Raw genomic sequence first — 26,375 nt, 5'->3', positions numbered from 1 at the left:
TATTCACCTCGCAATTATCCACTCTGGATCAAGCTGCCCGTCCATTATGTAATCCCTCAGATATCCAACTAAGTACAGAGACCCTGTAACGATAATTGTTTCATACCCATCTGATTTCAATATTTCGTAAGCTTTTATCGGATCAGGTTCAAGGATCGTGTTTGCGTTTATTTCCCTGGTGATTTGAAAAGTTTCCTGAGTATTTTGTGCCCTGTGGGAGAAAGGTCTTGTAACAACTATCCTATCAAACATGGGCGCAATCTGAGTCAAAATACTTCTTTTATCTTTATCATCAACTATACCTATCACAGCAGCAATTTTTTCATCCTCAAGATAATCTTTTATAGATTTTCTCAAAACAAGTGCAGCAGAAAGGTTATGCGCTCCATCAAATATCACCTTTGGTTTTTCACCAACGACTTCAAACCTTCCTGGCATGGTTGTCTTGCTCAAAGCACTTCTTATCCTGAGTTTATCTATCTTTATATTATTTCTTTGAGCAAAAATCAAAAATGCTTGAAGCGCTACAGAGGCGTTGAGAAACTGGTGTGCACCATTTAAGGAGATTTTCAAATCTTTGAGCTCGATGATATCGCTGTGAAAATCAAAGGTATTGTTCGAAAGAAAAAGTTTTTCGTTGTCGTAGTAGAAATCTTTTCCCAGGAGATATACAGAACTGTTTTTTAAGTGCGCTACTTGATTTATGACGTTTAAGGGAATTTCGTTAGTTTCTCCACAAACCACCGGGATATTTTCCTTGATTATTCCGGCTTTCTCAAAAGCGATTTTTTCAAGAGTGTTTCCCAGTATGTGCATGTGATCAAATCCGACAGTTACGATAACGCTCACTTCTGGGGTAAGTACATTTGTTGCGTCGAATCGTCCTCCAAGCCCGACTTCTATCGAAGCTGCCTGAGTTTTCATATCTCTGTATACGCAAAAAGCCATTGCCGTGGTGAATTCAAAAAAACTTGGTTTCGATTGTTCTCCTTCTTTGTCGAGCTCTATCGCTGCCTGTTGAACTTCATGAAAAGCATTCAGCATAGTTTCATCAGTTATGAATTTTTCATCCACCAGTATACGTTCTTTGAAGGATGTCAGATGTGGTGAATAATAGGCAGCTGTTTTTAATCCATGTTCTATAAAAAGCCAGCTCAAAAATCGTGTAACTGATCCTTTTCCATTGGTACCTGCTATATGAGCGCTTTTGAATACATTTTGAGGATTGCCAAGTCTCTCGCACAGTTTCTGAATTCTATCAAGTCCAAGTGTGATTTTCCCTGAAGGTCTTTCTTTGTAAAGATATTCGAGCATTTTCAGGTATGTCACATCAGATCACCCAGTATTTGATTGAGTATTTTGAGCCGATCTTCTATCTCAGAAAGCTTTTGACGTGCTTCTGAAATAGCTTCTTCTGGTGCATTGGAAAGAAATTTATCATCAGAGAGCTTTTTAAGCTGCCATTCTCTTTCTTTTTGCAATTTTTCTATGTTTTTCATCAATCTTTTGATCTCAGATTGAAGATTCAGGCCAGCCACATCAACGTATACATGCTGATTTTCAGAAACAAAAGCTGTGGCACAGCAAGCTGGTTTCTCTTTCACATAACTTATTTGAGCACCCGAAAGATGTTCTATGTAAGAGCTTTCCTCTTTACAAAGTGTTTCACCATATATGTAGACTTTCGTATTTCTTTTTGGAGGAATGTTCATTTCTGCTTTTACATTTCTTATTCCCCTGATTATTTGAACCAGTTTTTCAAAATTCTTTTCTGCCTCTTCGTTAATTAGTGTCACATCAACCTCTGGCCAATCTGAAATAACTATCGATTCGCCATGTACTGGCAAGTTTTGCCACAGCTCTTCACTCAAAAATGGCATGAATGGATGTAAGAGTCTGAGGCTTGTATCAAGAACTTTTACCAGAACATTCTGTGTGATTGCTTTCTTTTCACTATTGAGAACAAGCTTCGAAGATTCTATGTACCAGTCACAAAACTCATTCCAGAAGAATTCGTACAGCGACCTGGCAGCGATGTTGAATTCGTATTTTTCAATCGCATCACTTACTACCGAGATAACTTTCTGGAGCTTTGAAAGAATCCATCTATCTGCAAGGGAGAGTTCATTCAGCGGTTGGGGTTTATAATTGTCTAAATTTATCAGGACAAATCTTGCTGCATTCCATATCTTGTTGGCAAATTTTCTGTAGGTATCAAAGTATCTTTCATCAAGTTTTATGTCACTTCCCTGGGCTGCAAAGATTGCGAGTGTGAACCTGACAGGATCCGTTCCATATTTTTCAGACATATCTATTGGATCTATCCCGTTACCAAGTGATTTGCTCATTTTTCTACCGTGTTTATCTCGGATAAGCTGGTGTATGTATACATCTGTAAAGGGTTTTTTTTGCATAAACTGATAACCCATGATAATCATTCTGGCAACCCAGAAGAAGATTATGTCGAATCCTGTTACCAGAACAGATGTTGGATAGTATTTTTCAAGATCTTCTGTTTTCTCAGGCCATCCCAGTGTTGAAAAAGGCCAGAGAGCAGATGAAAACCATGTATCGAGTACATCTTCATCTTGCTCGATAGACTTTGAGCCGCATTTTGGACATTCTTCAATATCTATTTCAGATACTATCGTTTCATTGCAGTTTTTGCAGTACCACACCGGTACTCTATGACCCCACCAGAGTTGTCTGCTTATACACCAGTCGCGAATATTGTACATCCAGTGGAGATAAACCTTTTTCCATCTTTCAGGAACAAAACGAATTTCTTCGTTTTCAACAGCTTCAATAGCCCTTTTTGAGAGAGATTTCATACTTACAAACCATTGGTCCATAATTCTTGGTTCTATCACAGAGTCGCATCGATAACAATGCCCAACGGCGTGGTTTATATTCTCCACTTTGAGTAAAAACCCAGCTTTCTCAAGATCTTCTAAAACAGCTTTCCGCGCTTGATACCTATCGAGGCCAGCATATTTTCCGCCGTTTTCATTTATTTTCGCCTCGTTGTCAAAGATTTCTATAAATTGTAGAGAATGTCTTTTTGCTATATCAAAATCATTGGGATCATGAGCTGGGGTTATCTTTACAGCACCCGTACCAAATTCAGGGTCCACATAACTATCAGTTATGATTGGTATCTCTCTGTTCATCAGAGGAAGAACAACAGTTTTTCCAGATATATTCTTGTATCTTTCATCTTCCGGGTTAACTGCGACTGCAACATCGCCGAGCATTGTTTCCGGTCTTGTAGTTGCAATCACTATATATTCATTGCTTCCCGAGAATGGATATTTCACATAATAGAGTTTTGCAGACTCTTCTATGTGCTCAACTTCTTCGTCTGACAAGACAGTTTGACATCTTGGACACCAGTTGACCATATATTTTCCCCTGTATATCAGGCCACGGTTGTACAGATCTACGAAAACTTTTCTGACAGCTTTTGATAAACCATCATCCAGAGTAAATCTTTCTCGAGACCAGTCTACGGAAGCACCGAGTGTCTCTATTTGCTGACGTATCTCCTTTCTATATTTTTTTGCCCATTCCCAGACTATTTCGATGAATTTTTCTCTACCAAGCTGCTCTCTGCTTTTTCCCTGGCTCTCGAGATATCTTTCAACGGCATTTTGAGTAGCTATGCCGGCATGATCTTCACCCGGCACCCACAATGTATCAAAACCACGCATTCTTTTGTATCTTACTAATATGTCCTGCAAAGTGATATTCAGGGCGTGTCCCATATGGATTCGTCCCGTTATGTTTGGAGGTGGTATAACAATTACAAAGGGTATACCACTGCCTTTTGGCGCGAAATAACCTTTTTCTACCCATCTTTCATACCATTTTTTTTCTATCTGCTCCGGGCTGTAACGTGTACCAAGATTCATTGAATTACACCTCCAGATAGATTTTTCAATGATTTTACCACAATTCAATCGACAAAGATGCGCACGGTGGTGCCATCAGAACCAGTAACATTTATTATATCTCCCTCAAGATCAGACAGGTTTTTCAACGCTTCGTCTATTTGATCAGATACCAGATCAAGATCAACATTTGGTACATTCTTTTTCAAAGAGGGTAACATGAGTTTCATTGTCTGAGCAAGAGAAACTGGTATTTTCATATCTACCTTGTCTCCATCTGCGCTTCTTACTTGAATATACAGCAGTTTTTTCTTCCCTTCTTTCGGTTTTTGAAAATTGCTTGTTTCGGAAAAGATGCCCATACCTTCAGCAAGCTCAATAGCTTGCTCAGGAGTGAGCTTACCATCTTTTACCAGATTCATAATCCTCATAAGTTCTTCTCTCATATTTTTTCCTCCCCGCTGTTTTTTATCAAAGAGATCGCTGTCGAAAAATCGATCTCTCCTTTTTCCAATTTTTCGAGAATTGAAGAATATCGAGATTCTTCCTGAACAGAATAACCGAGATTTTTCAGAAGTCTGCTAAAATACGAATGGGCTGTCGGATAAGATATTTTCAATTTCTCAGCTACTTTTGTCAGATTTCCTCTGTTTTTCAAGTACAATCTCAGAAACTCCAAATCCTCGGAGGACAATCTTGAAAATTCATTTGGTTGAAAGGAACCTTCGACTTTGCTGTTGCAACTCACACATTTATATGAAGTTATGATTACCCTGCCGCCGCAAACTGGACATTTAGATTGGAATTCGATCATTTTTTCACCTTCACACAATGCCAACCCTTACAGTAGTTCCTTTACTCTCAACTTTAATAAAATCACCCGAAAAGCTCATCAATTCATCTAATGAAGTAATTATCATATCTTCAATGAGGGTATAATATTTTTCTTCAATTTCAATAGAAATCTTGTCTTTGATGGACTTTCGCAGCATAGGGGATAAGGCTTTCAAAAAAGGCTTTAAAACTATTACTATTGATAAAGGGATCGATATTTTGACATTCGTTGAATTCTCTTCGTTGACCATTATGAGAAATTTTCTACCTATGGGAGGAGTTATCATATCTTTGAGCCATTCAATATCTTCCTGATCGAGTTTCCCCCGAAAGCGCTCTTCAATATTTTTTTTGTTCTGCTCCGCACGTTTTTGAGCTTTTTTGTAGACCGATAGTAATGATACAAGTATGTATATTCCAAACGCGGCAAATAATATACCAAAGAAGAATTTTGCCCCAAAGAAAACTAAACAAAACCCAGCAATTATGAGTGTTATTGCCAAGTACATCTCATCACCTCCAAAAAAATTTGAAAGTAGGATTTTATATTTTATCAATTGTGAGTTTATAATATATGCTTTGTACACACACATAGAGAGAAGAGTGTAAATCTAAATTTTCAAAGTCGTAACATGATTGATGATACAATAAACAGGCAAGTATTTACACAAGCACTCGAGAAACGTCTTTAAATGCTCCAAAGGGACTCCGGAGCTACGTTTTTTGGTGCCTGTTTACTAAGGAGGTGAATCTGTGTACGCTATTATTGAGACTGGTGGAAAGCAGTACAAAGTTTCTGAAGGAGACACCATTGCTGTTGAAAAGCTGTCAGTTAAACAGGGAGAGCAGATAGTTTTTGAGAGAATTTTGCACCTTTCAACCGATGGAACTGTGAAAATAGGGCAGCCTTATGTGGAGGGATGCACAGTTAAGGGAACGGTTCTGTCGCATGAAAGGGCACGAAAAGTTGTTGTTGTGAAATACAGGCCAAGAAAGAATTACCGACGTGAGCGTGGTCACAGGCAATGGTTTAGTCTTGTCAAAATCGACAAAATAGAAATTGAAAAAACGTCATGATAAAGATCGTTTTTTATACCTTTAAGGGTGGCTACAGCGGCTTCAAAATTAACGGACACAGTAATTTTGATGTCAAAGGTAAGGATATAGTTTGTGCCGCTATCAGTGCGTTGTCTCAGCATACTGCCAAGATGCTTGTAAAACATTGTGGTGCCAGAATAGTTGCCAGGCAGGAAGGCTTACTGGAAGTCGCTTTAAACAATATCGATAATTTTTCAAATGTCGTTTTATCTGAATTCAAAGAAAGTATTGAAGATTTACAAAGTCAGTACCCGAGAAACATTTCTTTGGAGGTGAAAGAAGATGCGAATCGACATACAGTTGTTTGCTCATAGGAAAAGTGGAAGCACTAATGGAAGGGACAGCAACCCGAAATACCTGGGTGTTAAAGTGGGAGATGGGCAAAAAGTCATTTCGGGAAATATTCTGGTGAGGCAGAGAGGAACAAAAATACATCCGGGGAAAAATGTTGGTTGTGGTAGAGATTTTACCCTTTTTGCTTTGAAAGATGGTATTGTGAAGTTTCATGTGAAAAGAAATAGAAAGTTCGTTGATGTCATAACCCAAGAATGAGGAGGAATCAATATGGCACGACCTTTTCCTATACAGAGAACATCGATTGTTAGAGAAGCAGGAAAAAAGTGGTTTGTTGTTGATGCTTCAGGAAAAGTTCTTGGTAGATTGGCCAGCCAGATAGCGAAATATCTTATGGGAAAAAATGAGCCAACCTTTTTCCCCGGTGTAGACAATGGTAACTACGTGGTGGTCATAAATGCAGACAAAGTACTTTTAACCGGAAAAAAACTCGATAAAAAAATGTATTACCATTATTCAGGTTACCCTGGAGGGTTGAAACAATTGACGGCCAGACAGCTTCTTGAAAAGCATCCAGAGAGGCTAATATATCTGGCAGTTAAAAGAATGTTACCTAAAGCAGCTCTCGGCACCAAATATTTGAAGCGTTTGAAAGTATATGCATCAGACTCACATCCACACGAGGCTCAGAAACCGCAACCTTTAGAATTTTAATGGGAGGGTGAATGATGGATAAGGCTATTTTTAATGGTCTGGGTAGAAGAAAGACGTCTGTTGCACGGGTTTATATAGTTTCTGGGAATGGGAAATTGACTATAAATGATAAAATTTTTGCCTCTGCAGAGGAATATTTTAAAGATCGTGTGAGAGCAAGGCATGCCTTCGAACCGCTCGTTGTTACAAACAACGATGGCAAGCTTGATGTTTTTGTAAGGGTTGAGGGTGGAGGCCTTTCAGGACAGGCCGGCGCAGTGAGACTTGCACTGGCTCGAGCACTTATTAAGATGGATACGTCGTTCAAGCCTGTTTTGAAATCTCATGGTATGCTTTCGAGAGATCCCCGAATGGTAGAAAGAAAGAAATACGGTCTGAGAAAAGCTCGAAGAGCTCCTCAATACTCAAAACGTTAATTCATTCTCCGGGGCAATTTTTTATGCCCCGGGTTGAACCACCGTAATCTTAAGAAGGTCTAATTACTCTGGCATAAGACCTCGCAACTCTATTTTTCTTTCCTTCAGGAGGAATATGAGCTTGAGAATTTTCTTCCGGATTAATTTCTTGCAATGGTGAGTAAGGAACAGATTGAAAGGATTAAAAACTCTGTAGATATAGTACAGGTTATCTCGCAATATGTATCTTTGCAAAAAGTAGGGTCAAATTACAGAGGATTATGTCCTTTTCATAGCGAGAAAACACCATCGTTTCATGTTAATCCGACCCTTAAGCTTTATCATTGTTTTGGTTGTGGAGCATCTGGTGATGTGATCAAATTTATTCAGGAAATAGAGCACATTTCTTTTCAGGAGGCTTTGCAGAAACTTGGAAGGCAAGCTGGTATTGAGGTAAAATTTTCTTCCTCTCAATCCGGAAAAGATGAATATGTTGAATATCTCTTTAGAGTTCATACAGAATATAGAAATTGTCTTCGCAAAAACAGCGAGGTTGTTCAATATTTTTTTGATAGAGGTTTTAATGATCGGGAAATAGAGGAATACGAATTTGGGTACTGCCCGGGTGGATCAAAAATAGCTTATGAAGTTGCTTCAAAACTGTCTCTTAAATTTTCGAAAGCGATCAGGTATGGTTTGATGAGAAAAGTTGAGAGCGGTTATGTAGATACATTCGAAAACAGGATAATCATACCAATCAAAGATGATTTTGGCCGTATTGTAGCCTTCGGTGGTAGGACTGTCTCAAATCGTGAGCCAAAATATTTGAACTCTCCAGAAACACCGTATTTTTCAAAACGTTCTGTGCTGTTCATGTTCGATAAAGCAAAAAAGGCTATCAAGGGGGTGGATTTTGTTGTAGTAACAGAGGGTTATTTTGATGCGATAGCTTTTCACCGGATAGGTGTAACCAACGCTGTTGCAACTCTTGGTACAAGCCTTTCAGAGATTCATTTGATGAAATTAAAGCCACTGACAAAGAACATTATATTGTGTTTCGATAGCGATGATGCTGGTAAGAGAGCTACTATGTCTACATTGAAAATCTTTTTAGAGAACGATTTTGATGTTGCTATTGCTCAATTTAAGGAAAAAGATCCTGATGAAGTTCTGAGAAAAAGCGGTGCTGATATGTTGAAAGATACACTGAAGAAAGCATTGCCTTTTGAAGAGTATATTGTTGAGTTTTATTCAAAACAATTTGAGCTTTCAACTACTTCTGGAACAGAAAGATTTTTGATGCAGTTGAGACCCTGGACACGTTTGATGCTCAGCTTGAAAAAAATAGAGAGATACGAAAATTTGTTAAGAATAATTTCTTCAAAAACGAGGTTATCCACCGCCCAGCTATCTGAATATTTCAAATCAAAGGCAATTCAGAGGACAAAGTTTGTTAAAACCAACCTCCCTTCAGATGAGGATTATCTGATTTACTTGTACATAACCCGGGAAGATTTGAGAAGAGAAATATCGAAAATTGACAGATCGCTTATCAGAGAACAAACAGCTGAAATCCTTGATCTTTTGGAAAATAACCTTGATCTATCGGAGTTTGATGAAGAAACAAGAAAATATATTTTCGATGTCATGTCAAAAATACCTCCTGGCGACTCTCTCAAGATTTTTGAAGATATCAAAAAAAATTTTATTAGAAAATCAATTGAAAAGCGTTTGTCACAGATAGACAGTAAACTTGCAATTTGCAAGGATGAAAGAGAAAGGGCAAACCTTTTGAGAGAAAGACTGAGGTTGATTTCTTCCTTGAATGGGACCGGAGGTGGTCAAAGTGGAGCATGAAAAAAAGCAGCTGGAAGAAGAGCTTGAAGATGATGAAGGGAAAGAAAAATCTGCTCGGAGAAAAGCATTAACAGGCGAGGAAATTGAGAAGAGAGTGAGGAATCTTATAAAAACTGGAAAGAAGAAAGGTTTTATAACATATGATGACATAGATAAGGCTTTTCCACCTGATTATGATGGATTTGATACTTCTTTGATAGAGCATATATATGAAGAATTGGAAAAAAACAAGATCAACATACAGGATACAGAACCAATCGAAGAGATAATAGATGAGGATGTGGAATCAGAAATTCCAAGTTTGCTGGAAGAAGGACCGGAAATATATGACAACGTTGCTCTGAAAGATCCTATAAAGATGTACCTGCGAGAAATAGGAAAAATACCCTTGCTGACACCTTCACAGGAAAGAGAACTTGCGAGACGTGCCCAAATAGGCAATAAAAGGGCAAAAGAAAAGCTCATTGAATCGAATCTGCGGCTTGTAGTGAGTATTGCAAAAAGATATATCGGCAGAGGATTACCTTTTCTTGATCTGATTCAGGAAGGAAATATCGGTCTTCTGAAAGCGGTAGAAAAATTTGACTGGAAAAAAGGTTACAAATTCAGCACTTATGCGACCTGGTGGATTAGACAGGCAATTACGAGGGCGATAGCTGATCAGGCAAGAACCATAAGGATACCTGTTCATATGGTTGAAACCATAAACAAGCTTAACAGAATTACCAGAGAATACTATCAAAAACACGGTGAACAGCCTTCGTTAGAGGAACTTGCAAAACTTATGGATAAACCGGTGGATAAAGTTGAAGAGATCCTTCAAGCATCCAAAGAAACAGTTTCGCTTGAGGCTCCTGTGGGCGAAGATGAGGATTCTACCGTGGGAGATTTTGTGGCTGACGAGAACATAACCTCTCCAAAGAAAGAAGCTATGAGAATGCTGATGCGCGAAGAACTTGAAAAGGTTTTAAAGACACTTAACCCGAGAGAAGCAATGGTGCTCAAAATGAGGTATGGATTACTTGATGGAAAAGCCAAGACACTTGAGGAAGTGGGACAGTATTTCAATGTTACCAGAGAAAGAATCAGACAGATAGAGGTTAAGGCGTTGAGAAAGCTCAGACATCCTTCAAGGAGCAAGTACCTTAAATCTTTGATATCATTGCTTGACCAACAAGGGTGATATTATATACTTTGGAGGTGATTTAAAGCTGGTATCAAAAATAGTTGAAGTTCCAGACAATGTCGATATGGTGGTCGTTCTCGGGCAATATGATAACAGGCTAAGGTTTTTAAGGAAAAAATTCTCAGTTAACATCGAAGTTTTTGACAAGAAAATAACGGTTGCCGGGAGTGACAATTCTGTTGTTGAGACAGTAGAAAATATACTCTCTCAGGTTGTTACGGCAGCCAAGAAGGGATATGTGATGGATTGGGGAGAGTTTGAATCTTTGGTTGATTTCTATACAGCTTGGGGTGGAACTGTAGATATTGATCATCAGGAAGTTTTGCTTGCTGGGAAGATTCGCCCAAAGACAAGAGGTCAGAAAGAATACGTTGAAGCAATGAAAAAGCATGACGTTGTTTTTGCAATAGGACCTGCTGGCACCGGAAAGACATATCTCGCTGTAGCCATGGCCCTGGATTACCTTAGATCGGGAGCCGTTCAGAGAATCATACTTACAAGACCTGCTGTTGAAGCTGGTGAGAGATTGGGGTTTTTGCCAGGAGATCTGGTTGAAAAAGTCGATCCCTATTTAAGACCGATTTACGATGCTATCATGGATATGATGCCCGCAGAAAAATTTTACAGCTATCGCCAGAAAGGCATAGTGGAGATCGCTCCGCTGGCTTTCATGAGAGGAAGGACTCTGAACAACTGCTTTGTTATTCTCGACGAGGCACAAAATACAACTCATCAGCAGATGAAGATGTTTTTAACAAGGATTGGATTCAGCTCAAAAGCAGTTATCACAGGCGATGTTACTCAGATAGACATAGACAAAGGAAACTCTGGGCTCATCGAGTGTGAAGAGATTCTCAAGGGTGTTGAAGGCATAGCTTTTGTGTATCTTACTGATCTTGACGTTGTAAGACATCCTATAGTAAAAAATATAATAAAAGCTTACGAAAACTACGAGAGGAACAGGCATGAAAAAGATCATTGATTTCATCAGGCAAAATCTGATTGATTTTGCTGTGGTTCTGGCAGGTTTTTTTCTTCTCAAGATTCCATATCTCTCTAATATATCCCTTTTTTTAAATGGTTATGTCGTAGCTTCGCTGATCTGGTTTGCCTTGATAAGACCAAAAATGGATAAAAGACCATTTAATCTTCACAGGTCGTATTTTTATTTGTTTTACTCGATAACCTTATTTGGTTTTTTTCTCGCAAAAATAATTGTTAGAGAGATAGGATTATATGCATCACCTTTTTTTATTCCCATCACTCTTCTGGTACTCCTTTTTGATGTTGAAATAGCAATAGTTACCTCCATATTTTTCGCAATTATCTTCTCCTTAGTTTTCAATCTTGACGCTCTGGGTTTTGCTTTCATTTTGACAAATTCTTTACTCACCGCTTTGCTTGGTTCACGAATTCAGAAGAGAATGCATGTTGCAAGATCGGCACTTTTTGTGGCGCTTTTCTCGATGATTTTTTATCTCTTCCAATTGCACAGAGTAGATATCAATTTAATGGAAAGTTTGGTGATTCTTTTTATACCAATTGTTTTTTCAATTGTCAGTATAGGCGTGCTTCCATTTATCGAATACGCGAGTATGATATATTCAAATGTTGACTTAATGGAACTCAGCAATTTAAACAATTCTTTGCTAAAACTTCTTTCTTTGAGAGCACCTGGAACTTATTACCATTCATCGATGGTTGCAAACCTTGCTGAAGCTGCTGCACAAAGGATAGGGGCAAATGCGATTCTTGCAAGAACAGCCGCTTACTTTCATGACATAGGTAAATCGAAAAGACCTTATTTTTATACAGAAAATATCTACGAGAAGAATCCTCACGATGAGCTAAATCCCAAGTTGAGCCATCTAATAATCCAGGATCATGTTAAATCTGGCATAGAAATGGCAAAGAGAAATAGGCTTCCTTTGCTTATTCAGGATGTTATACCTCAGCATCATGGAACTCGGGTGCAAAAATATTTCTATCACAAGTCAAAGGATATGGGAGAAGAACTCAGTGAAAATGAATTTCGTTATTCCGGGCCCAAACCTCAATTCAAAGAAGCCGGTATAATAATGTTGGCGGATGCCGTTGAAGCTGCTGCCAGAAGTATGAAAAATCCGACAGCCGGGCGAATAAAAACCATGGTTGAGGAAGTTATTTCAGGTATATATAACGAGAGAGAACTTGATGAGTCTGGATTAACCTTGAAAGATCTTGAGGCTATAGCAGAAGAGTTTACGAAAGTTCTGTTTAGTATGTTTCGCTCGCGCATTGAGTATCCAAAAGAAGAGATAAAGAAGGTGATCAATCTTGCCGAAGATTCACTTGGTCAACAAAACGAGAACGAAGATCGATCAAAAAAAGATCAAGCAAGTTATTAGCATGGTTTTGAAAAATGAGGATAAAAATATTGACGTGAGCCTTGTATTTATTGGAGAAAGACGTATGAGAAATCTCAATAGAGAATACAGGAAAATTGATTCGCCTACTGATGTTTTGACCTTTTTTTACGAAGAAGAATCTTTTGGGGAAATCTTTATATGCCCGTCACAGGTGGAAAAAAATGCGAGCAAGTATTCCCAGAGATATGAAATTGAGCTTTTTCGTGTGTTAATACACGCCTGCCTTCATTTGTGTGGTTATGATCATGAATTTGTGGATAACAAGTCTCAAGAAATGTTTCACAGGCAGGAAAAATATCTCAGGGAGGTAGAGAAAAATGGTTGTTAAACCTTTCAGGGCAGTCAGGCCAAAAAAGGAATTTGCTTCATCAGTTGCTGCAAAACCATACGATGTTGTAGATTCTCGGGAAGCAAAAGAAGTTCTTAAGTTGAATCCTTATACATTTTACAGAGTTACAAAACCCGAGATAAATTTTGATAAAGATATGGAGCCAAGTTCTTCTGAAGTTTTGCAAAAAGCCAGGGAAATACTTTCAGAAATGATTTCTTCAGGTATTTTGATTCAGGATGAGACAGAGTGTTTTTATATATATAAACAAACCGGAAAGGACCATATCCAAATAGGTCTTGTCGCAACATTCCATGTTGATGATTATCTCAACAACAAAATCAAAAAGCACGAACTGACCCGCAAAGAAAAAGAAGATGAAAGAGCAAAACATATATACCACTTGAAAGCACAAACTGGGCCTGTTTTTCTTATGTACAGGTCTTCGGAAAAATTGGATTCTCTCATAGAAAGATTTGCTCAAGGTGAACCCGAGTATGATTTTACAGACGAAGATGGTATAAGGCAAACGGTATATGTTGTGAAAGATAGACAATCAGTTGAATTAATCAAGAAAGCCTTTGAGGGTGTGGATAGTTTCTATATTGCCGATGGTCATCACAGAGCAGCTTCCGCTGTTAGAGTGGCACAAATTTTGAGACAGGAAACGAGCCCCTTTAAACCTGATGAAGAATATAATTACTTTCTTGGTGTCTTGTTTCCACACAAACATCTGAAGATATACGATTACAACAGAGTAATCAGAGATTTGAACGGATTGACAGTTCAGCATTTTATTTCAAGTCTTGAGAATATTTTTGATCTTTCCCTTGCCCCTCATTCACCTTACAAACCTGTTAAAAAACACGAGTTTGGTATGTATATAGGTGGAAAGTGGTACATTTTGAGACTTAAAGAAGGTTTAATTAATGAGTCGGATCCTGTCAGATCTCTCGATGTTTCAATTCTTCAGGAGTTTGTTTTGAAGCCAATCCTTGGTATAGACGATCCAAGAACAGATAAGCGTATAGAGTTTGTCGGAGGTATTTACGGGTTGAGAATGCTGGAGAATTATGTTGATAAAAAAGGATTTTCTGTGGCGTTTGCTCTTTATCCAACATCTGTTGAGGATCTTATGAAAATTTCGGATTTTGGCTTTATCATGCCTCCGAAGTCGACATGGTTCGAGCCAAAATTGAAAAGTGGCCTGTTTATTCACTTAATTTGAACCAAACATAATGTGTGAAAAGTCGAATTATCAGGAGGTGGTAATATGTTCTTCTACGATCCGACGTTTTTGTTATTAATACCGGCTCTATTACTCGCAATCTGGGCACAGGTCAAGGTCCAGAGCGCTTTTTCACATTATTCTCAAGTCAGATCAACTACAAATTTTACAGGAAGTCAGCTTGCAATGAGACTTCTTGATTCAGCTGGTATTTATGATGCCAGAGTTGAAGCGATGCCGGGTCATTTGACTGACCATTATGACCCGCGTACAAAAGTAGTCAGACTTTCTTCTTCAACTTACGGAAGTAGTTCTGTCGCTGCGCTTGGTGTTGTAGCCCATGAAATAGGGCATGCTATTCAACATGCAGAGAAAAATCCTCTGCTTGTCTTCAGAACTATTCTTGCTCCAGTTGCAAGCGTGGGTTCTTCCTTAGCATGGATATTTTTCATCATGGGATTATTATTTGCGCTGCCGGCAATGCTAAGATTTGGAATTGTGCTGTTCTCCTTAGCTGTTCTGTTCAGTTTGGTAACATTGCCTGTTGAATATGATGCGAGCAAGAAAGCTTTGAAATTACTGGGAGAAAATGTAATGATGCCGGAAGAAGAGCTTAAAGGCGTGAGAAAAGTTTTGAGTGCAGCTGCTCTGACCTACGTTGCTTCTACTGCAATGGCTGTATTGCAACTTCTAAGGATGTTACTTATCGCGGGAGTTTTTGGAAGGAGAGATTAAAAAAGGAGCCGTGGGGGGATTATTTTGAAAAAAATCACGATAAAAGATATAGCTGAGATTGCTGGTGTATCTGTGTCAACTGTTTCGCGCGTTTTGAATGAAAAAGGTAATGTAGATGATAGTTTGAGAGAAAGAGTCCTCAATGCTATAAGAGAAACAGGGTTTCAACCAAGTAAATTTGCGCGACAATTTAGAAAAAGAATAACTCAGGTTCATGTTGCTATTCCAATTTGGGAAGAACCTTATTTAAGAGTACTTGATGGCTTGATAGAAGCATTTGAAGATAAGGAAATTTTTGTTAGTGTGGGTAAAAGCACCGAAGATTCTGTTGCAGATATTGTGGTGCTGATTTCTGATAAAGATAATTGCGAAGGTAAGATAAATATAACAGTCGGTAGTGATTTCGATAATTGTTCAGTGGTTTTCGATTATTTTCATGCTTACAAAGAATTAACTGATTTTTTCCTCAAGAATGGAAAGCGGTCATACACTTTACTTTCCACAGGGCTTAAAGATTACAAAACATGTAAATTGTACGCAGCTTTTTTGAAGGCTATGTTTCACGGCGGAATTGAAGATTACGATGTTATTTTGCTTGAGAATGAAGGTGATTTTCTAAACAAGTTTTCACGACTTTCGGATGTCGTTTTTTGTGTTGATGACGTTATTGCGGTCAGGCTTATAGAAGCTTTGAAAATTGAAGGAGTAAGGATACCAGAGGAAGTTTCAATAGTAGGGCATGGGAATTTGACAATTTCTCAATTAGTAATTCCATCTCTGACGACGGTAGAATATTTTAACAGATCGATTGGAAAGATGTGTGCCAGTGTCCTTTTGAAGATTCTCAATGGTGAGAAGGTTCCTAAAAGAATTGTTTACAAAGGCCAGGTGATCAAGAGAGAGAGCAGCATATGAAGAAAATTCAAGCTATCACACTGCTTTTTACCGTAACAATGATCTGGGGTTTGACTTTCCCTGTTCAAAAAATAGCTTTAGACGGTGCAAATCCTTTTTTTTACAATTTTCTCAGATTCATTGTCTCGTTCTTTTTGAGCCTGTTGTTTTTCAGAAAAAAGCCAAGTTGGGGAAAAGGATTGATTCTTGGTTTGTTTCTAGCAATAGCTTATGCTTCTCAGACGAGTGGTTTGAAGATTACCAGTTCCACAAAGAGTGGTTTCATCACATCACTGTATATCCCGCTTGTACCATTTTTTTCTTATATTGTGGAAATGATCAAACCAACGTTAATTCAATTTCTTACCTTCCTTGTTTCTATTTTTGGGCTTTATATGTTAAATGATCCATCCAGAGATCCTTTTAATATAGGAGATTTACTCACACTTGTATGTGCAGTCAGCTTTGCAATTCATGTTGTTTTGATAACTCATTTTACGAAAAGGTCTGACGTTGATGAGATCTCGCTTATCGCACCACAGTTTCTTTTAACAGCGTTGATTAATCTTTGTTTAACACCTCTCGGTGGAGGCCTGAAAATTAGCATGGAATTCATTTTTGCGATGGTATTCTCAGCTCTTCTGGCAACTATTTTTGCTCTCTGGGTCCAGTTAAAATTTCAAAAGGAAGTAGGATCTAATGTATCTGCTTTGATCTATGTTGGGGAACCAGTTTTCGCGGCTATTTTTTCATTTTTAATACTCTCAGAGAAACTCTCGTTTTTACAGATCTCTGGTATGATTTTGCTTATCTGTGCGATAATTTTTGGGATAGCTTATAAAAGAGATTCTGGAGGTGATTGAAATGAGTATAATATACGCAAGAAGAAGCGTTAGAAAATTTCAACCCCGCGATGTAAGCGAGGATACAATTTTGGAAATTATCAGAGCGGCGATGCATGCGCCATCTGCTGGTAATGAACAGCCGTGGCACTTTGTCGTGATTAAAAATCAAAGCACGAAAGAAAAGATAGCAGAGATACATCCCTATGCAAAATCAGTAATTAGTGCTCCTGTCGCAGTAATTGTTTGCGCGGATTTGTCTTCGGTAAAATATCCCGGGTTCTGGGTTCAAGATTGCGCAGCTGCTACGGAAAATATTCTTCTCAGGGCTGCCGAACTTGGGCTCGGTGCTGTTTGGTGTGGTATATATCCTGACGAATTAAGAGTAGAAAGTTTTCGTAAATTCCTCGGTCTTCCTAAAGATATTGTAGCATTTTCACTGATACCAATTGGATATCCTGCTGAAAAACCAGGCACTGTTGATAGATTTCGAAAAGACAGATTGCATTTCGAAAGATGGTGAGAATGATGGAGAAAATTCTGGCTTTAGAGTCGACCGTTATCGCCCATGGATTGCCATTTCCAATCAATATTGATACAGCTGTTGAGCTTGAAGAGCTTGCAGCTGAAACTGGATGTTCTGCAAAGACTATAGGAATAATTGCTGGTCAGATAAAAGTTGGGTTAAGCAGGGAGGAGATTGTTCAAATTGCTTCGAGAAAAGATGTTTTAAAAATAGGAACCGCAGAAATTCCATTTGCACTTGCTAAAAAAATGTGGGCTGCAACGACAGTGAGCGCTACAATGCGCATTGCACATTTGAACAATATAAAAGTTTTTGCAACAGGTGGAATAGGAGGAGTTCACAAAATAGATCAATGGGATGTTTCTCAGGATTTAGCCGAACTCTCCAGAACCAGAATGATAGTAGTCAGCGCTGGTCCTAAATCAATACTGGATTTGAGATCTACTGTTGAAATGCTGGAGACATTTCAAATAACTGTTGTTGGCTATAAAACTGATGAGCTACCGGCTTTCTACTGTAAATCCACCAGCATACACATTAATAGAGTTGACAGTTTTGAAGAGATTGCATCTATTTTTTTATTCAAAGAGAAATTTAATCTACCCGGTGCAGTTCTTGTTTTCAATCCCATACCTGACGAACATGCAATTGAGGTTGAACAATTTGAAGAATGGTACAGACTATCTGAGCATGACCTTGATGCATCTTCTGTGAAGGGTAAAGGTGTTACTCCATTTCTTTTGTCGAGGCTGGCTCATTATTCGAAAGGAAAAACTGTTAGGAGTAATGTCGAACTTCTGAAAAACAATGTTAAGGTTGCCTGTGAAATATTGAATCAGCTTTCAAAGATGCAATAAGTTAGTTTTTGAAATTTTGCATGGTACATAGCTCTATCAGCGTTGCGGAGGATTTTTTCAAAATATCCTCCGTCTTTGGGATATTCTGCTATACCGGCGTTTGCAGATATTTTAAGCTTTTTTCCCTCCTGAATTATAGGAGTTTCTATTTGCTCTATAACACGCTCAATCAATTTAACTGCCAGCCGGGCAGGCGTACCTGGCAGGAGAAAAACGAATTCATCTCCGCCCAATCTGGCAACGAAATCGCTTTTTCTCATACACTTTTTGAGCCTTTTTGCAACAACCGATAACACTTTGTCACCTGTACTGTGGCCATATTGATCGTTGATTTTCTTGAAACCCATTAAATCGATGTAAATTACAGAAACAGTTTTTCCAGATCTATTTGATGAAGAAAGTATTCTTTCAGCTTCTTCTTCAAGCATACGCCTGTTGGGTAGCCCGGTGAGAGGATCATGATATGAAAGAAAACGCATCGTTTTGTTTTGATCTTTGATTTTTTTCTCAAGGTTTAATCTTTCGAAGACAACACCAATCTGACCGGCAAAAATTTTTGCAGTTTCAACAGCCTCTTCATCGAAAGCATCGACATCCTCGAAGTTATCTAAGTTGAAAAAACCTATTGTTTCTTTCTGGACTACAATTGGTATGGAAAGCATCACCTTGATTTCGTTGATTTTGCCAAAAGCCTTCAATATGGAGGATCTCTCTTTGTCGAGAGTTTCGTTGATTGAAAAATCAGTCACTTTTACCACATCTTTTGCAAGTCCCTGTGCAAGCTCATTTTCCCTGAAAAAGACTCTCGAAAGTTGCTGAAAGTCGTATCCAACAGCGGCCTTGTAATAAAAGATACCTCTCTTTCCTCTTAGCAAGACACTTCCTGCCTGTGCTCCCGGGATAATTTCAACAGCTTTTTCAAGCAAAAATTGATAATGGTTTTTTCTTTTTCCTTTAAGAACTTCACCAGTAAAATGCATTATTGCCTGCTGACACCTTGTTTTTCTTTCAAATTTATCAGTTAAATGTTTTAATTCTGTCACATCTATGAGAGTTACTATCGATCTACTTGAGTTTGGTATCATGCTTACATTAATGAGAATTTCCCGATAATTTTTTTCAGAATCAACAAGGGTAAAATAATATTTCTCTGGAACATGGCAAGATTTTCTTCTTTCGTAATGATATTTTTTCATTGTTTCGAGGTCCTTGGGATGAACGAAAGCAGTCCAGCTCTTTTTACCTTCCACGACACTTTTTGGCAACTTAATCAGTTTGCATGCTTCCTCATTGAGCGCAATTATCGTTGTATCTTCATCTATTATGAACGTGGGGATGCCGAGCAGCTGAATAAATGAACGTATTGAGTTTTCTTTCATGGCTTTTCACCTACTCAACTATGTGAACTTTGAGCATGTTAGTTGTTCCAACAATACCACACGGAGCACCAGAAGTAACAACCACAATGTCGGAATTTTGAACATATCCGACAGCTTTAACCTTCTCGACGGCCACGTGGATCATTATATCTGTGGAATGGACTTCTGGAATTAGCATCGGAACTATCCCCCAAACAATAGACAACTGATGAAAGGTGTTTTCATCTGGGGTCGTAGCTATGATAGGACGAAGTGGCTTGAAATAGGCCACCCTTCTTGCAGTGCTTCCAGAAGCTGTTGATATTATTATAGCTTTGGCATTTATTTCTTCAGAAATGTAGTAACTACTCCTTGCAATAGCTTCAGATGGATCTTCGATTTTTTCAAACCTGCGTTCTTTAAAATGAGCATTGATTTCGGGTAGGTAGTTCTCAACATTTTCAACAATCTCATTAATTTTTTCAACTGTTTCGATCGGAAAGTTCCCCACAGCTGTTTCAGAGGTTAGCAGTATAGCATCTGCTCCATCTAAAACTATGTTTGCAACATCCATTATTTCAACCCTTGTTGGTGATGAACTGTTGATCATAGAATTGAGTATTTCGGTTGCGACGATCACAGGTATTTTATAATTTGATGCGGTATTTATTATCTTTTTTTGCAATATCGGCAAATCTATCAGAGATGTCTCCACCGCTAAATCTCCTCTTGCTACGATTATTCCATCGCTCACGCGACATATATCTTCCAGCGTTTCTATGGATTTTTTTGTTTCTATTTTCGTAAGAATTTTCGCACTTGAATCGAAAGATTCAAGATGTTTTTTGATTTTTTGAACATCTTTTGCGTTTCTTGCAAATGATACACAGTAATAGTCCAGTCCCATATTGACAGTTTCAGCTATGATCTTAATATCTTCTTCTGTTGGTACTTCGACAGGTAGATCAGAATTGGGAAAATTGACGCCACTGTTTTTCTTCAAAATTCCTCCTATCTCCACGACGCATTCTACTTTTTTTGGAGAAATTCTTTCCACTCTGAGTTGTATTTTTCCATCATCTACGAGGATTAAATCGCCGGTTTTTACACCCTGAAATGGTCCGGAAAAATTTATGCTTATAGTATCCCGAGAAGAAAAAGTTTTTTCGCTTGTTACAGTCACTTTTTCACCTTGTCTAAGTTCGATGATTTCTTCTTTCTGATCTCCCGTCCGGAGTTTGCAACCTGGTAAATCAAGAATGATGGAAACAGGCATTTTGAGTTCATATCTAATATCTTTGATTAGCTCTACCAGCTCTGTGATTTTTTCCATCGTGTAATGAACTGCGCTTATCCTAAAAGCATTTACCCCTCTTTTTAGCAATTCCTTTATTTTCTCTGGTTTCTCGGTTTTAGGTCCTATCGAACATATAAGCTTGGTTTTTCTCATTTTTTCACCTCAAGAGAGTGTTAATGAAAGTTCATACAGAGACATATCCAGGCCTTTTTTGGACTTTAATGCTTCTGCTATGGGGACATGCTCTATTCTGTTCATCCTCAACGCCATCATCATGCATGTCTCACCATTCATCAATGCTTTAACTGCTTCTGCCCCCATTCTACTTGCTAAGAGTCTGTCAAAAGCTGTTGGGCTTCCTCCACGCTGAACGTGACCGAGTATAGTTATTCTTGTTTCATACCCTATTCTGTCCTGTAAGTTTTTTGCTACCTGTATTGCACCACCGGCTCCCTCGGCGACGACAATGATGCAATTTATTTTTCCTCTTTTTCTTTCTTCGAATAATCTTTCGGCCAGCTTGTCAAAATCAACGGGAACTTCCGGGACTATTGCAGCTTCAGAACCAGTTGCAAGGGCAGCATTCAATGCTATATATCCTGATTCTCTTCCCATTACTTCAACAACGAAAGCTCTTTCATGCGACGTGGCAGTGTCTTTCAATTTTTGTATAGCATCTATAACTGTATTTAAACATGTGTCAACTCCTATGCACATATCTGTTTGCGCTATATCGTTATCTATGGTTCCTGGTATACCAACTACAGGTATTCTATGCTCTTCATACAATAGTTTAGCACCAGTTAAACTGCCTTCGCCACCGATGACAACGAGTCCTTCTATACCGGCATTCTTCAATTTTGCGGCTGCTTTTGCCCGGCCTTCTGGTGTATAAAATTCCCCACATCTGCTTGTTCTGAGTATTGTTCCTCCTCTTTCCATTATTCCGGCAACATCCGAAAAGTTCATTTCCTTGAAAGCACCATCGATCATCCCACAATAACCTCTTTGTATTCCTATCACTTTCAGGCCATTTTTTACGCCAAATCTAACAACTGCTCTTATAGCAGCATTCATTCCTGGTGAATCCCCGCCACTTGTTAAGACGCCTATGGTTTTCATTTTCACACACCTCCTGGTGTAAAATAGACACTGAACTGATTAATTATATAACAGGAGGAAATTAAATTGTGGAGAATACTTCTTGAAGAGGTTGATTTACCTACCGCAAATATTTTGAAATCGTTGCTCGAGGAGAGTGGTATAGAGGTTCTGATCAAACCAGGCAGTTTTGATCCCGTTATTTTTGGACAGGGTGGGCTGGTCCAGATTCTCGTGACGGAAGAAGATTTCGAAAAAGCACAAAAAATTTTAAGGGAGGCGTCGAAAAATGAGGAGAACACCTCTATATGAAAGTCATGTATCTCTTGGAGCAAAGATGATAGATTTTGCTGGCTGGGAGATGCCACTCCAGTATACTTCGATAAACGATGAAGTTGCAACTGTTAGAAAAAACGTAGCGCTTTTTGATGTTTCTCATATGGGTGAGATCTTCGTGGAGGGGGAAGATACGGTTGAATTTGTGGATTATCTATTGACAAATTCTTTTAAAAATTTGAGAATTGGTCAGGTCATGTATACAGTTATGTGTAATGAAATGGGTGGTATCATAGACGACTTGCTGACTTACAGATTTGGGGAAAAGCAGGCAATGCTTGTTGTTAACGCTGCCAACATAGAGAAAGATTTCGACTGGATAGTAAATCAATCAAAACAGTTTAATGTTACAGTTCGAAACTTATCCGACCAGTATGGTTTGATAGCTGTTCAAGGGCCACTGAGCGAAAGATTTTTAAAAACGTTTGTTTCAGATATCGATTCTCTTTCTTACTACACCTTCGCCAGTTATTCGGTCTTTGGAAAAAACTGTATTGTTTCTAGGACTGGATACACAGGTGAAGATGGATTTGAAATTTATTGTCATTGGGATGATACTTTTACTGTGTGGAATGAATTGCTTCAACGGGGAAATAACTTTGGTGTAAAACCGGCAGGCCTTGGTGCAAGGGATGTTTGCAGACTTGAGGCTTCATATATGCTCTACGGAAATGATATGGATGAAACCACAACACCTCTTGAAGTCGGTTTATCTTGGGTAGTGAAGTTTGACAAAGATTTTATTGGAAAAGATAGCTTAATAAAGCAAAAGGAGTTGGGTTTACAGAAAAGAATAAGAGGTCTTGAGATCTCTGACAGAAGAATCGCACGTCATGGGATGTATGTATTCAAAGGGGAGAAAAGAGTAGGTGTGGTAACCAGTGGAACTTTTTCACCAACACTCGAGAAACCCGTAGCGCTTGCAATGTTAAGCAGTGAGATAAAGATTTCAGATGAAATTGAAGTGGATATAAGGGGAAGTAAAGTGAAGGCTATGATTGTGAAATTGCCTTTTTACAGAGGTTCTGTAAAAAGTTCTTAGGAGGTGCGGTGAGATGAAAAGGTATGCAAAGACTCATGAATGGGTCTCGGCTGATGGGAATATTGCTATTGTTGGTATTACAAATTTTGCACAGGAAAAACTTGGAGATGTTGTATACGTCGATCTTCCACAAGTTGGCAAGGTAGTTAAAAAAGGAGAAATGCTTATGAGCATTGAGTCAGTGAAGGCAGCAAGTGATGTATATGCACCTGTAAGTGGAAAGGTTACCGGGGTTAATGAAAAATTGAACAATGAACCGGAACTTGTGAATAAGGATCCGGAAGGAGAAGGATGGCTTGTGAAAATTGAGATGAGTAACGTAAGCGAGCTGGAAGAACTTCTCGACGAGGAGGCGTACAGAAAGTTTTGCGAGGAGGAAGGATAATGAATCCATATATTCCTCATACAGAAGATGAAATACGACAAATGTTAGAAGTTATTGGTATTGAGACAGTAGAGGAACTTTACAGAGATATCCCTGTTACGTCGAAGAATCTTAATCTTCCAGACGGTCTGGATGAGTTCACAGTTGTCTCAAAACTCAAGAATCTATCTTTAAAAAATATGGTGATCGAGAAACCGAATATTTTTATGGGTGCTGGAGTATATGCTCACTACATTCCACAGATTGTGAAGTTTTTATCTTCACGACCTGAGTTTGTCACAGCTTATACCCCATATCAGGCAGAGGTTTCTCAGGGAACATTACAAGCCCTATTTGAATATCAAACAATGGTTTGTGAACTCACAGGTATGGAAGTTGCAAATTCTTCAATGTATGATGGTGCAAGCGCTCTTGCAGAAGCAGTTCTAATGGCTCACAGGATAAGTAATAAACGCAAAGTTCTTATAAGCCGGGCTGTTCATCCAGAATATATTCAGACATGCTATACATACGCAACTGCCCAGGATATAGAATTTGAAACGGTTCCTGTTACTAAGTCCGGAATGACAGATCTGGCAGTCTTAAAAAAACTCATAGATGATGATACGTCAGCTGTTGTTGTGCAATATCCAAATTTTTTTGGTATTGTGGAAGATTTGAAAATGATCAGAGAGTATGCTGATGGTCTTGTTTTGATAGTTGTAACAGAACCTTTCGCTTTGTCTTTGTTAGAGCCACCGGGCAGTTTTGGAGCCGATATTGTTGTTGGAGAAGGACAACCCCTTGGAGTATCGATGAATTACGGTGGACCGGGGGTTGGTTTCTTTGCTACGCTTGAAAAATATGTTCGCAAAATGCCCGGGCGATTGATAGGAGAGACAAAAGATAGTGAGGAAAAGACAGGATATGTCATGATTTTACAGACACGCGAACAACACATAAGAAGAGAGAAAGCCACGTCAAATATATGTACAAATCATGCACTTATGGCCGTAACGAATGCGATATTTATGAGTATTCTGGGTCCACAGGGCATGAGAGAGGTTGCTGAAAGAAGTTACACTAATGCTCATTATCTGGCCAAGAAATTGTTAGAAAGTGGATTTGAACTTGTTTTTGATGGTCCATTTTATAATGAATTCATTGTACGAATGCGTTCTGAATATGATAAGATCTGGAGAAAGCTGTTTAACAATGGAATACTCGCTCCTCTCCCTCTTGAGTGGTATTATTCTGAATTCAAAGATTGCGCACTTGCCTGTGCAACAGAAGTAAATACAAAAGAAAGCATAGAAAAACTGGTTGATCTTTTGGGGCGTGATATTGTATGATAATCTTTGAAAAATCAGTTCCCGGCAGGAAAGCTTACAGATTACCAGATGAAGAGCTTCAAAGGATTGATCCTGTTTTTCCAGAGCATTTGAAAAGAACCCGCCCATTAAGATTGCCGGAATTATCAGAGCCCGACGTGGTCAGGCACTACACTGCTCTTGCAGAAAAAAACTATTCTGTTGATAAAGGTTTTTATCCACTCGGGTCATGCACGATGAAATACAATCCAAAGCTGAATGAGTATGTTGCAGGCCTGGAAGGTTTCACAGATATTCATCCATACCAGCCATGGGAGTCAGTTCAGGGTGCGCTGCAGGTGATGTATGAGCTGAAAGAATTTCTTTGCGAAATTACAGGTATGGATGAAATGACTCTTCAACCAGCTGCCGGTGCCCATGGGGAATTAACGGGAATGCTTATCGTTCGTGCATATCACCTTTCTCGTAATGACAAAAAAAGACATGTGGCACTGGTGCCAGACTCAGCACATGGTACAAACCCGGCTTCTGCGGCAATGGCAGGTTTTGATGTTGTGGAAATTAAATCAACGGAAGATGGGCTCGTTGACCTTGAACAACTCGAAAATCACCTTAATGATGAAATAGCTGTGCTGATGCTCACAAATCCAAATACACTTGGATTGTTTGAAAAAGATATTGTAAAAATAGCAGAGAAGGTTCATCAGGCTGGTGCTCTTCTTTATTATGATGGAGCGAACCTGAATGCGATAATGGGTAAAATCAAGCCTGGAGAAATGGGATTTGATATAGTTCATCTCAATTTACACAAAACTTTCTCGGCACCACACGGAATGGGAGGTCCCGGGAGCGGCCCAGTTGGGGTAAAAGCTTTTCTAAGTGAATTTCTTCCGATCCCAATTATTAGAAAAGACGGTGATAAATATTATCCAGACTTCAAATTGCCAAATAGCATAGGTAGAACCAGAAGTTTTTATGGAAACTTTCTGGTTCTCTTAAAGGCTTATGTATACATACTGTCTATGGGGAAAGATGGGCTGACCAGGGCTTCTGAAATGGCAGTTCTGAATGCAAATTATCTGCGTTCCTTGATATCGAAATTTCTTAAAATAGCTTCACCGGGAATTTGCATGCACGAGTTTGTAGTTGATGGAAGCCAGTTTGTAAAAGAAACAGGAGTAAAGATACTTGATGTTGCAAAGAGGATTCTTGATTATGGACTTCATGCACCAACAGTGTATTTCCCTCTCATTGTTCATGAAGATATGATGATAGAACCAACTGAAACTGAAAACAAAAATACCCTGGACTATTTCGCGAAGGTGCTTGAGAAAATAGTCGAAGAAGCGAAAAAAACACCAGAAGTTGTGAAAACAGCACCTCATACAACGCCTGTTAAGAGACTTGACGACATAACAGCAACCAAAAAACCTGTTTATAGATACAGATTAAGTTAAAAG

The 26,375-nt window shown here is 38.7% G+C and carries 29 protein-coding genes; 21 read left to right on the top strand and 8 right to left on the bottom strand.

Features of this window, described 5'->3' with window-relative positions:
- Positions 1–3: 3 nt before the first annotated feature.
- Genes TLET_RS10205 through TLET_RS10185 form a run of 5 tightly spaced genes read right to left on the bottom strand, consistent with a single transcriptional unit; the run spans position 4 to position 5,233 of the window.
- Positions 4–1,329, bottom strand: a complete 1,326-nt coding sequence (locus tag TLET_RS10205; RefSeq protein WP_012004014.1) for a bifunctional folylpolyglutamate synthase/dihydrofolate synthase — start codon at positions 1,327–1,329, stop codon at positions 4–6.
- Positions 1,326–3,911 carry a valine--tRNA ligase gene (locus TLET_RS10200; RefSeq protein WP_012004013.1) on the bottom strand — a complete coding sequence of 862 codons (2,586 nt, stop codon included), beginning with the start codon at positions 3,909–3,911 and terminating at the stop codon, positions 1,326–1,328. Before TLET_RS10200 ends, TLET_RS10205 begins: the two co-directional genes overlap by 4 nt.
- Before the next feature lie 44 nt (positions 3,912–3,955).
- Positions 3,956–4,336, bottom strand: a complete 381-nt coding sequence (locus tag TLET_RS10195) for an SHOCT-like domain-containing protein (protein WP_012004012.1) — start codon at positions 4,334–4,336, stop codon at positions 3,956–3,958.
- Positions 4,333–4,704: a DUF2089 domain-containing protein gene (locus tag TLET_RS10190; RefSeq protein WP_028843616.1), complete on the bottom strand. Its 372-nt coding sequence runs from the start codon at positions 4,702–4,704 to the stop codon at positions 4,333–4,335. The genes TLET_RS10195 and TLET_RS10190 overlap by 4 nt, the downstream gene beginning before the upstream one ends.
- Before the next feature lie 10 nt (positions 4,705–4,714).
- Positions 4,715–5,233 (bottom strand): hypothetical protein, encoded by a 519-nt coding sequence (locus TLET_RS10185; protein ID WP_012004010.1) that lies wholly within the window; start codon positions 5,231–5,233, stop codon positions 4,715–4,717.
- A gap of 244 nt (positions 5,234–5,477) precedes the next feature.
- Here TLET_RS10185 and rplU point away from each other — a divergent pair, with 244 nt between their 5' ends.
- The 16 genes from rplU to TLET_RS10105 all read left to right on the top strand — a co-directional run bounded on the left by rplU (position 5,478) and on the right by TLET_RS10105 (position 18,086).
- Positions 5,478–5,801 carry a 50S ribosomal protein L21 gene (rplU, locus tag TLET_RS10180; RefSeq protein ID WP_012004009.1) on the top strand — a complete coding sequence of 108 codons (324 nt, stop codon included), beginning with the start codon at positions 5,478–5,480 and terminating at the stop codon, positions 5,799–5,801.
- Positions 5,798–6,136 carry a ribosomal-processing cysteine protease Prp gene (locus TLET_RS10175; RefSeq protein ID WP_012004008.1) on the top strand — a complete coding sequence of 113 codons (339 nt, stop codon included), beginning with the start codon at positions 5,798–5,800 and terminating at the stop codon, positions 6,134–6,136. The genes rplU and TLET_RS10175 overlap by 4 nt, the downstream gene beginning before the upstream one ends.
- On the top strand, positions 6,105–6,374 hold the full coding sequence (gene rpmA / locus TLET_RS10170) for a 50S ribosomal protein L27 (RefSeq protein ID WP_012004007.1): 270 nt from the start codon (positions 6,105–6,107) through the stop codon (positions 6,372–6,374). The genes TLET_RS10175 and rpmA overlap by 32 nt, the downstream gene beginning before the upstream one ends.
- A gap of 12 nt (positions 6,375–6,386) precedes the next feature.
- Positions 6,387–6,830 (top strand): 50S ribosomal protein L13, encoded by a 444-nt coding sequence (gene rplM, locus TLET_RS10165; protein WP_012004006.1) that lies wholly within the window; start codon positions 6,387–6,389, stop codon positions 6,828–6,830.
- Between the two features lie 11 nt (positions 6,831–6,841).
- Positions 6,842–7,246 (top strand): 30S ribosomal protein S9, encoded by a 405-nt coding sequence (rpsI, locus tag TLET_RS10160; protein WP_012004005.1) that lies wholly within the window; start codon positions 6,842–6,844, stop codon positions 7,244–7,246.
- Between the two features lie 153 nt (positions 7,247–7,399).
- Positions 7,400–9,082 (top strand): DNA primase, encoded by a 1,683-nt coding sequence (gene dnaG, locus TLET_RS10155; protein ID WP_012004004.1) that lies wholly within the window; start codon positions 7,400–7,402, stop codon positions 9,080–9,082.
- Complete coding sequence (gene rpoD / locus TLET_RS10150; RefSeq protein WP_012004003.1) at positions 9,063–10,265, top strand: RNA polymerase sigma factor RpoD; 1,203 nt, start codon at positions 9,063–9,065, stop codon at positions 10,263–10,265. Before dnaG ends, rpoD begins: the two co-directional genes overlap by 20 nt.
- Positions 10,249–11,250, top strand: a complete 1,002-nt coding sequence (locus TLET_RS10145) for a PhoH family protein (RefSeq protein ID WP_012004002.1) — start codon at positions 10,249–10,251, stop codon at positions 11,248–11,250. The genes rpoD and TLET_RS10145 overlap by 17 nt, the downstream gene beginning before the upstream one ends.
- Positions 11,234–12,655: an HDIG domain-containing metalloprotein gene (locus TLET_RS10140; protein WP_012004001.1), complete on the top strand. Its 1,422-nt coding sequence runs from the start codon at positions 11,234–11,236 to the stop codon at positions 12,653–12,655. Before TLET_RS10145 ends, TLET_RS10140 begins: the two co-directional genes overlap by 17 nt.
- Positions 12,585–13,004 carry an rRNA maturation RNase YbeY gene (gene ybeY / locus TLET_RS10135; protein WP_228369017.1) on the top strand — a complete coding sequence of 140 codons (420 nt, stop codon included), beginning with the start codon at positions 12,585–12,587 and terminating at the stop codon, positions 13,002–13,004. The genes TLET_RS10140 and ybeY overlap by 71 nt, the downstream gene beginning before the upstream one ends.
- Positions 12,994–14,232, top strand: a complete 1,239-nt coding sequence (locus tag TLET_RS10130; protein ID WP_012003999.1) for a DUF1015 domain-containing protein — start codon at positions 12,994–12,996, stop codon at positions 14,230–14,232. Before ybeY ends, TLET_RS10130 begins: the two co-directional genes overlap by 11 nt.
- Positions 14,233–14,277: 45 nt before the next feature.
- On the top strand, positions 14,278–14,967 hold the full coding sequence (locus TLET_RS10125; RefSeq protein ID WP_012003998.1) for a zinc metallopeptidase: 690 nt from the start codon (positions 14,278–14,280) through the stop codon (positions 14,965–14,967).
- Positions 14,968–14,991: 24 nt separating this feature from the next.
- Positions 14,992–15,882: a LacI family DNA-binding transcriptional regulator gene (locus TLET_RS10120; RefSeq protein ID WP_012003997.1), complete on the top strand. Its 891-nt coding sequence runs from the start codon at positions 14,992–14,994 to the stop codon at positions 15,880–15,882.
- A complete protein-coding gene (locus tag TLET_RS10115; RefSeq protein WP_012003996.1) occupies positions 15,879–16,724 on the top strand; it encodes a DMT family transporter in 846 nt (281 codons plus the stop codon). Before TLET_RS10120 ends, TLET_RS10115 begins: the two co-directional genes overlap by 4 nt.
- Position 16,725: 1 nt before the next feature.
- Complete coding sequence (locus TLET_RS10110; RefSeq protein ID WP_012003995.1) at positions 16,726–17,226, top strand: nitroreductase family protein; 501 nt, start codon at positions 16,726–16,728, stop codon at positions 17,224–17,226.
- A 5-nt stretch (positions 17,227–17,231) separates the two neighbouring features.
- The gene (locus TLET_RS10105) at positions 17,232–18,086 is read left to right on the top strand and encodes a pseudouridine-5'-phosphate glycosidase (RefSeq protein WP_012003994.1); all 855 of its coding nucleotides are present in this window, start codon (positions 17,232–17,234) and stop codon (positions 18,084–18,086) included.
- Here the strand turns inward: TLET_RS10105 and TLET_RS10100 are convergent.
- Genes TLET_RS10100 through pfkA form a run of 3 tightly spaced genes read right to left on the bottom strand, consistent with a single transcriptional unit; the run spans position 18,065 to position 21,863 of the window.
- Complete coding sequence (locus tag TLET_RS10100) at positions 18,065–19,465, bottom strand: diguanylate cyclase domain-containing protein (RefSeq protein ID WP_012003993.1); 1,401 nt, start codon at positions 19,463–19,465, stop codon at positions 18,065–18,067. The two genes, TLET_RS10105 and TLET_RS10100, sit on opposite strands and share 22 nt — an antisense overlap.
- Positions 19,466–19,475: 10 nt before the next feature.
- Positions 19,476–20,894, bottom strand: coding sequence for a pyruvate kinase (gene pyk / locus TLET_RS10095; protein ID WP_012003992.1), 1,419 nt, complete (start codon positions 20,892–20,894; stop codon positions 19,476–19,478).
- A gap of 9 nt (positions 20,895–20,903) precedes the next feature.
- Positions 20,904–21,863, bottom strand: a complete 960-nt coding sequence (gene pfkA, locus TLET_RS10090) for a 6-phosphofructokinase (RefSeq protein WP_012003991.1) — start codon at positions 21,861–21,863, stop codon at positions 20,904–20,906.
- A 66-nt stretch (positions 21,864–21,929) separates the two neighbouring features.
- Here pfkA and TLET_RS10085 point away from each other — a divergent pair, with 66 nt between their 5' ends.
- Genes TLET_RS10085 through gcvPB form a run of 5 tightly spaced genes read left to right on the top strand, consistent with a single transcriptional unit; the run spans position 21,930 to position 26,372 of the window.
- Entirely contained in the window at positions 21,930–22,154 is a 225-nt protein-coding gene (locus tag TLET_RS10085; RefSeq protein WP_012003990.1) for a putative signal transducing protein, read from the top strand.
- On the top strand, positions 22,132–23,220 hold the full coding sequence (gcvT, locus tag TLET_RS10080) for a glycine cleavage system aminomethyltransferase GcvT (protein ID WP_012003989.1): 1,089 nt from the start codon (positions 22,132–22,134) through the stop codon (positions 23,218–23,220). Before TLET_RS10085 ends, gcvT begins: the two co-directional genes overlap by 23 nt.
- Positions 23,221–23,233: 13 nt before the next feature.
- Positions 23,234–23,605 (top strand): glycine cleavage system protein GcvH, encoded by a 372-nt coding sequence (gene gcvH / locus TLET_RS10075; protein WP_012003988.1) that lies wholly within the window; start codon positions 23,234–23,236, stop codon positions 23,603–23,605.
- Positions 23,605–24,936, top strand: coding sequence for an aminomethyl-transferring glycine dehydrogenase subunit GcvPA (gene gcvPA / locus TLET_RS10070; RefSeq protein WP_012003987.1), 1,332 nt, complete (start codon positions 23,605–23,607; stop codon positions 24,934–24,936). The genes gcvH and gcvPA overlap by 1 nt, the downstream gene beginning before the upstream one ends.
- Positions 24,933–26,372 carry an aminomethyl-transferring glycine dehydrogenase subunit GcvPB gene (gene gcvPB, locus TLET_RS10065; protein ID WP_012003986.1) on the top strand — a complete coding sequence of 480 codons (1,440 nt, stop codon included), beginning with the start codon at positions 24,933–24,935 and terminating at the stop codon, positions 26,370–26,372. The genes gcvPA and gcvPB overlap by 4 nt, the downstream gene beginning before the upstream one ends.
- Positions 26,373–26,375 lie beyond the last annotated feature (3 nt).

This window comes from Pseudothermotoga lettingae TMO, assembly GCF_000017865.1.
Taxonomy (GTDB): Bacteria; Thermotogota; Thermotogae; order Thermotogales; family DSM-5069; genus Pseudothermotoga_B; species Pseudothermotoga_B elfii.
Note: the sequence above shows the minus strand (reverse complement) of the source record. Positions and strands in the feature narration are given on the sequence as shown.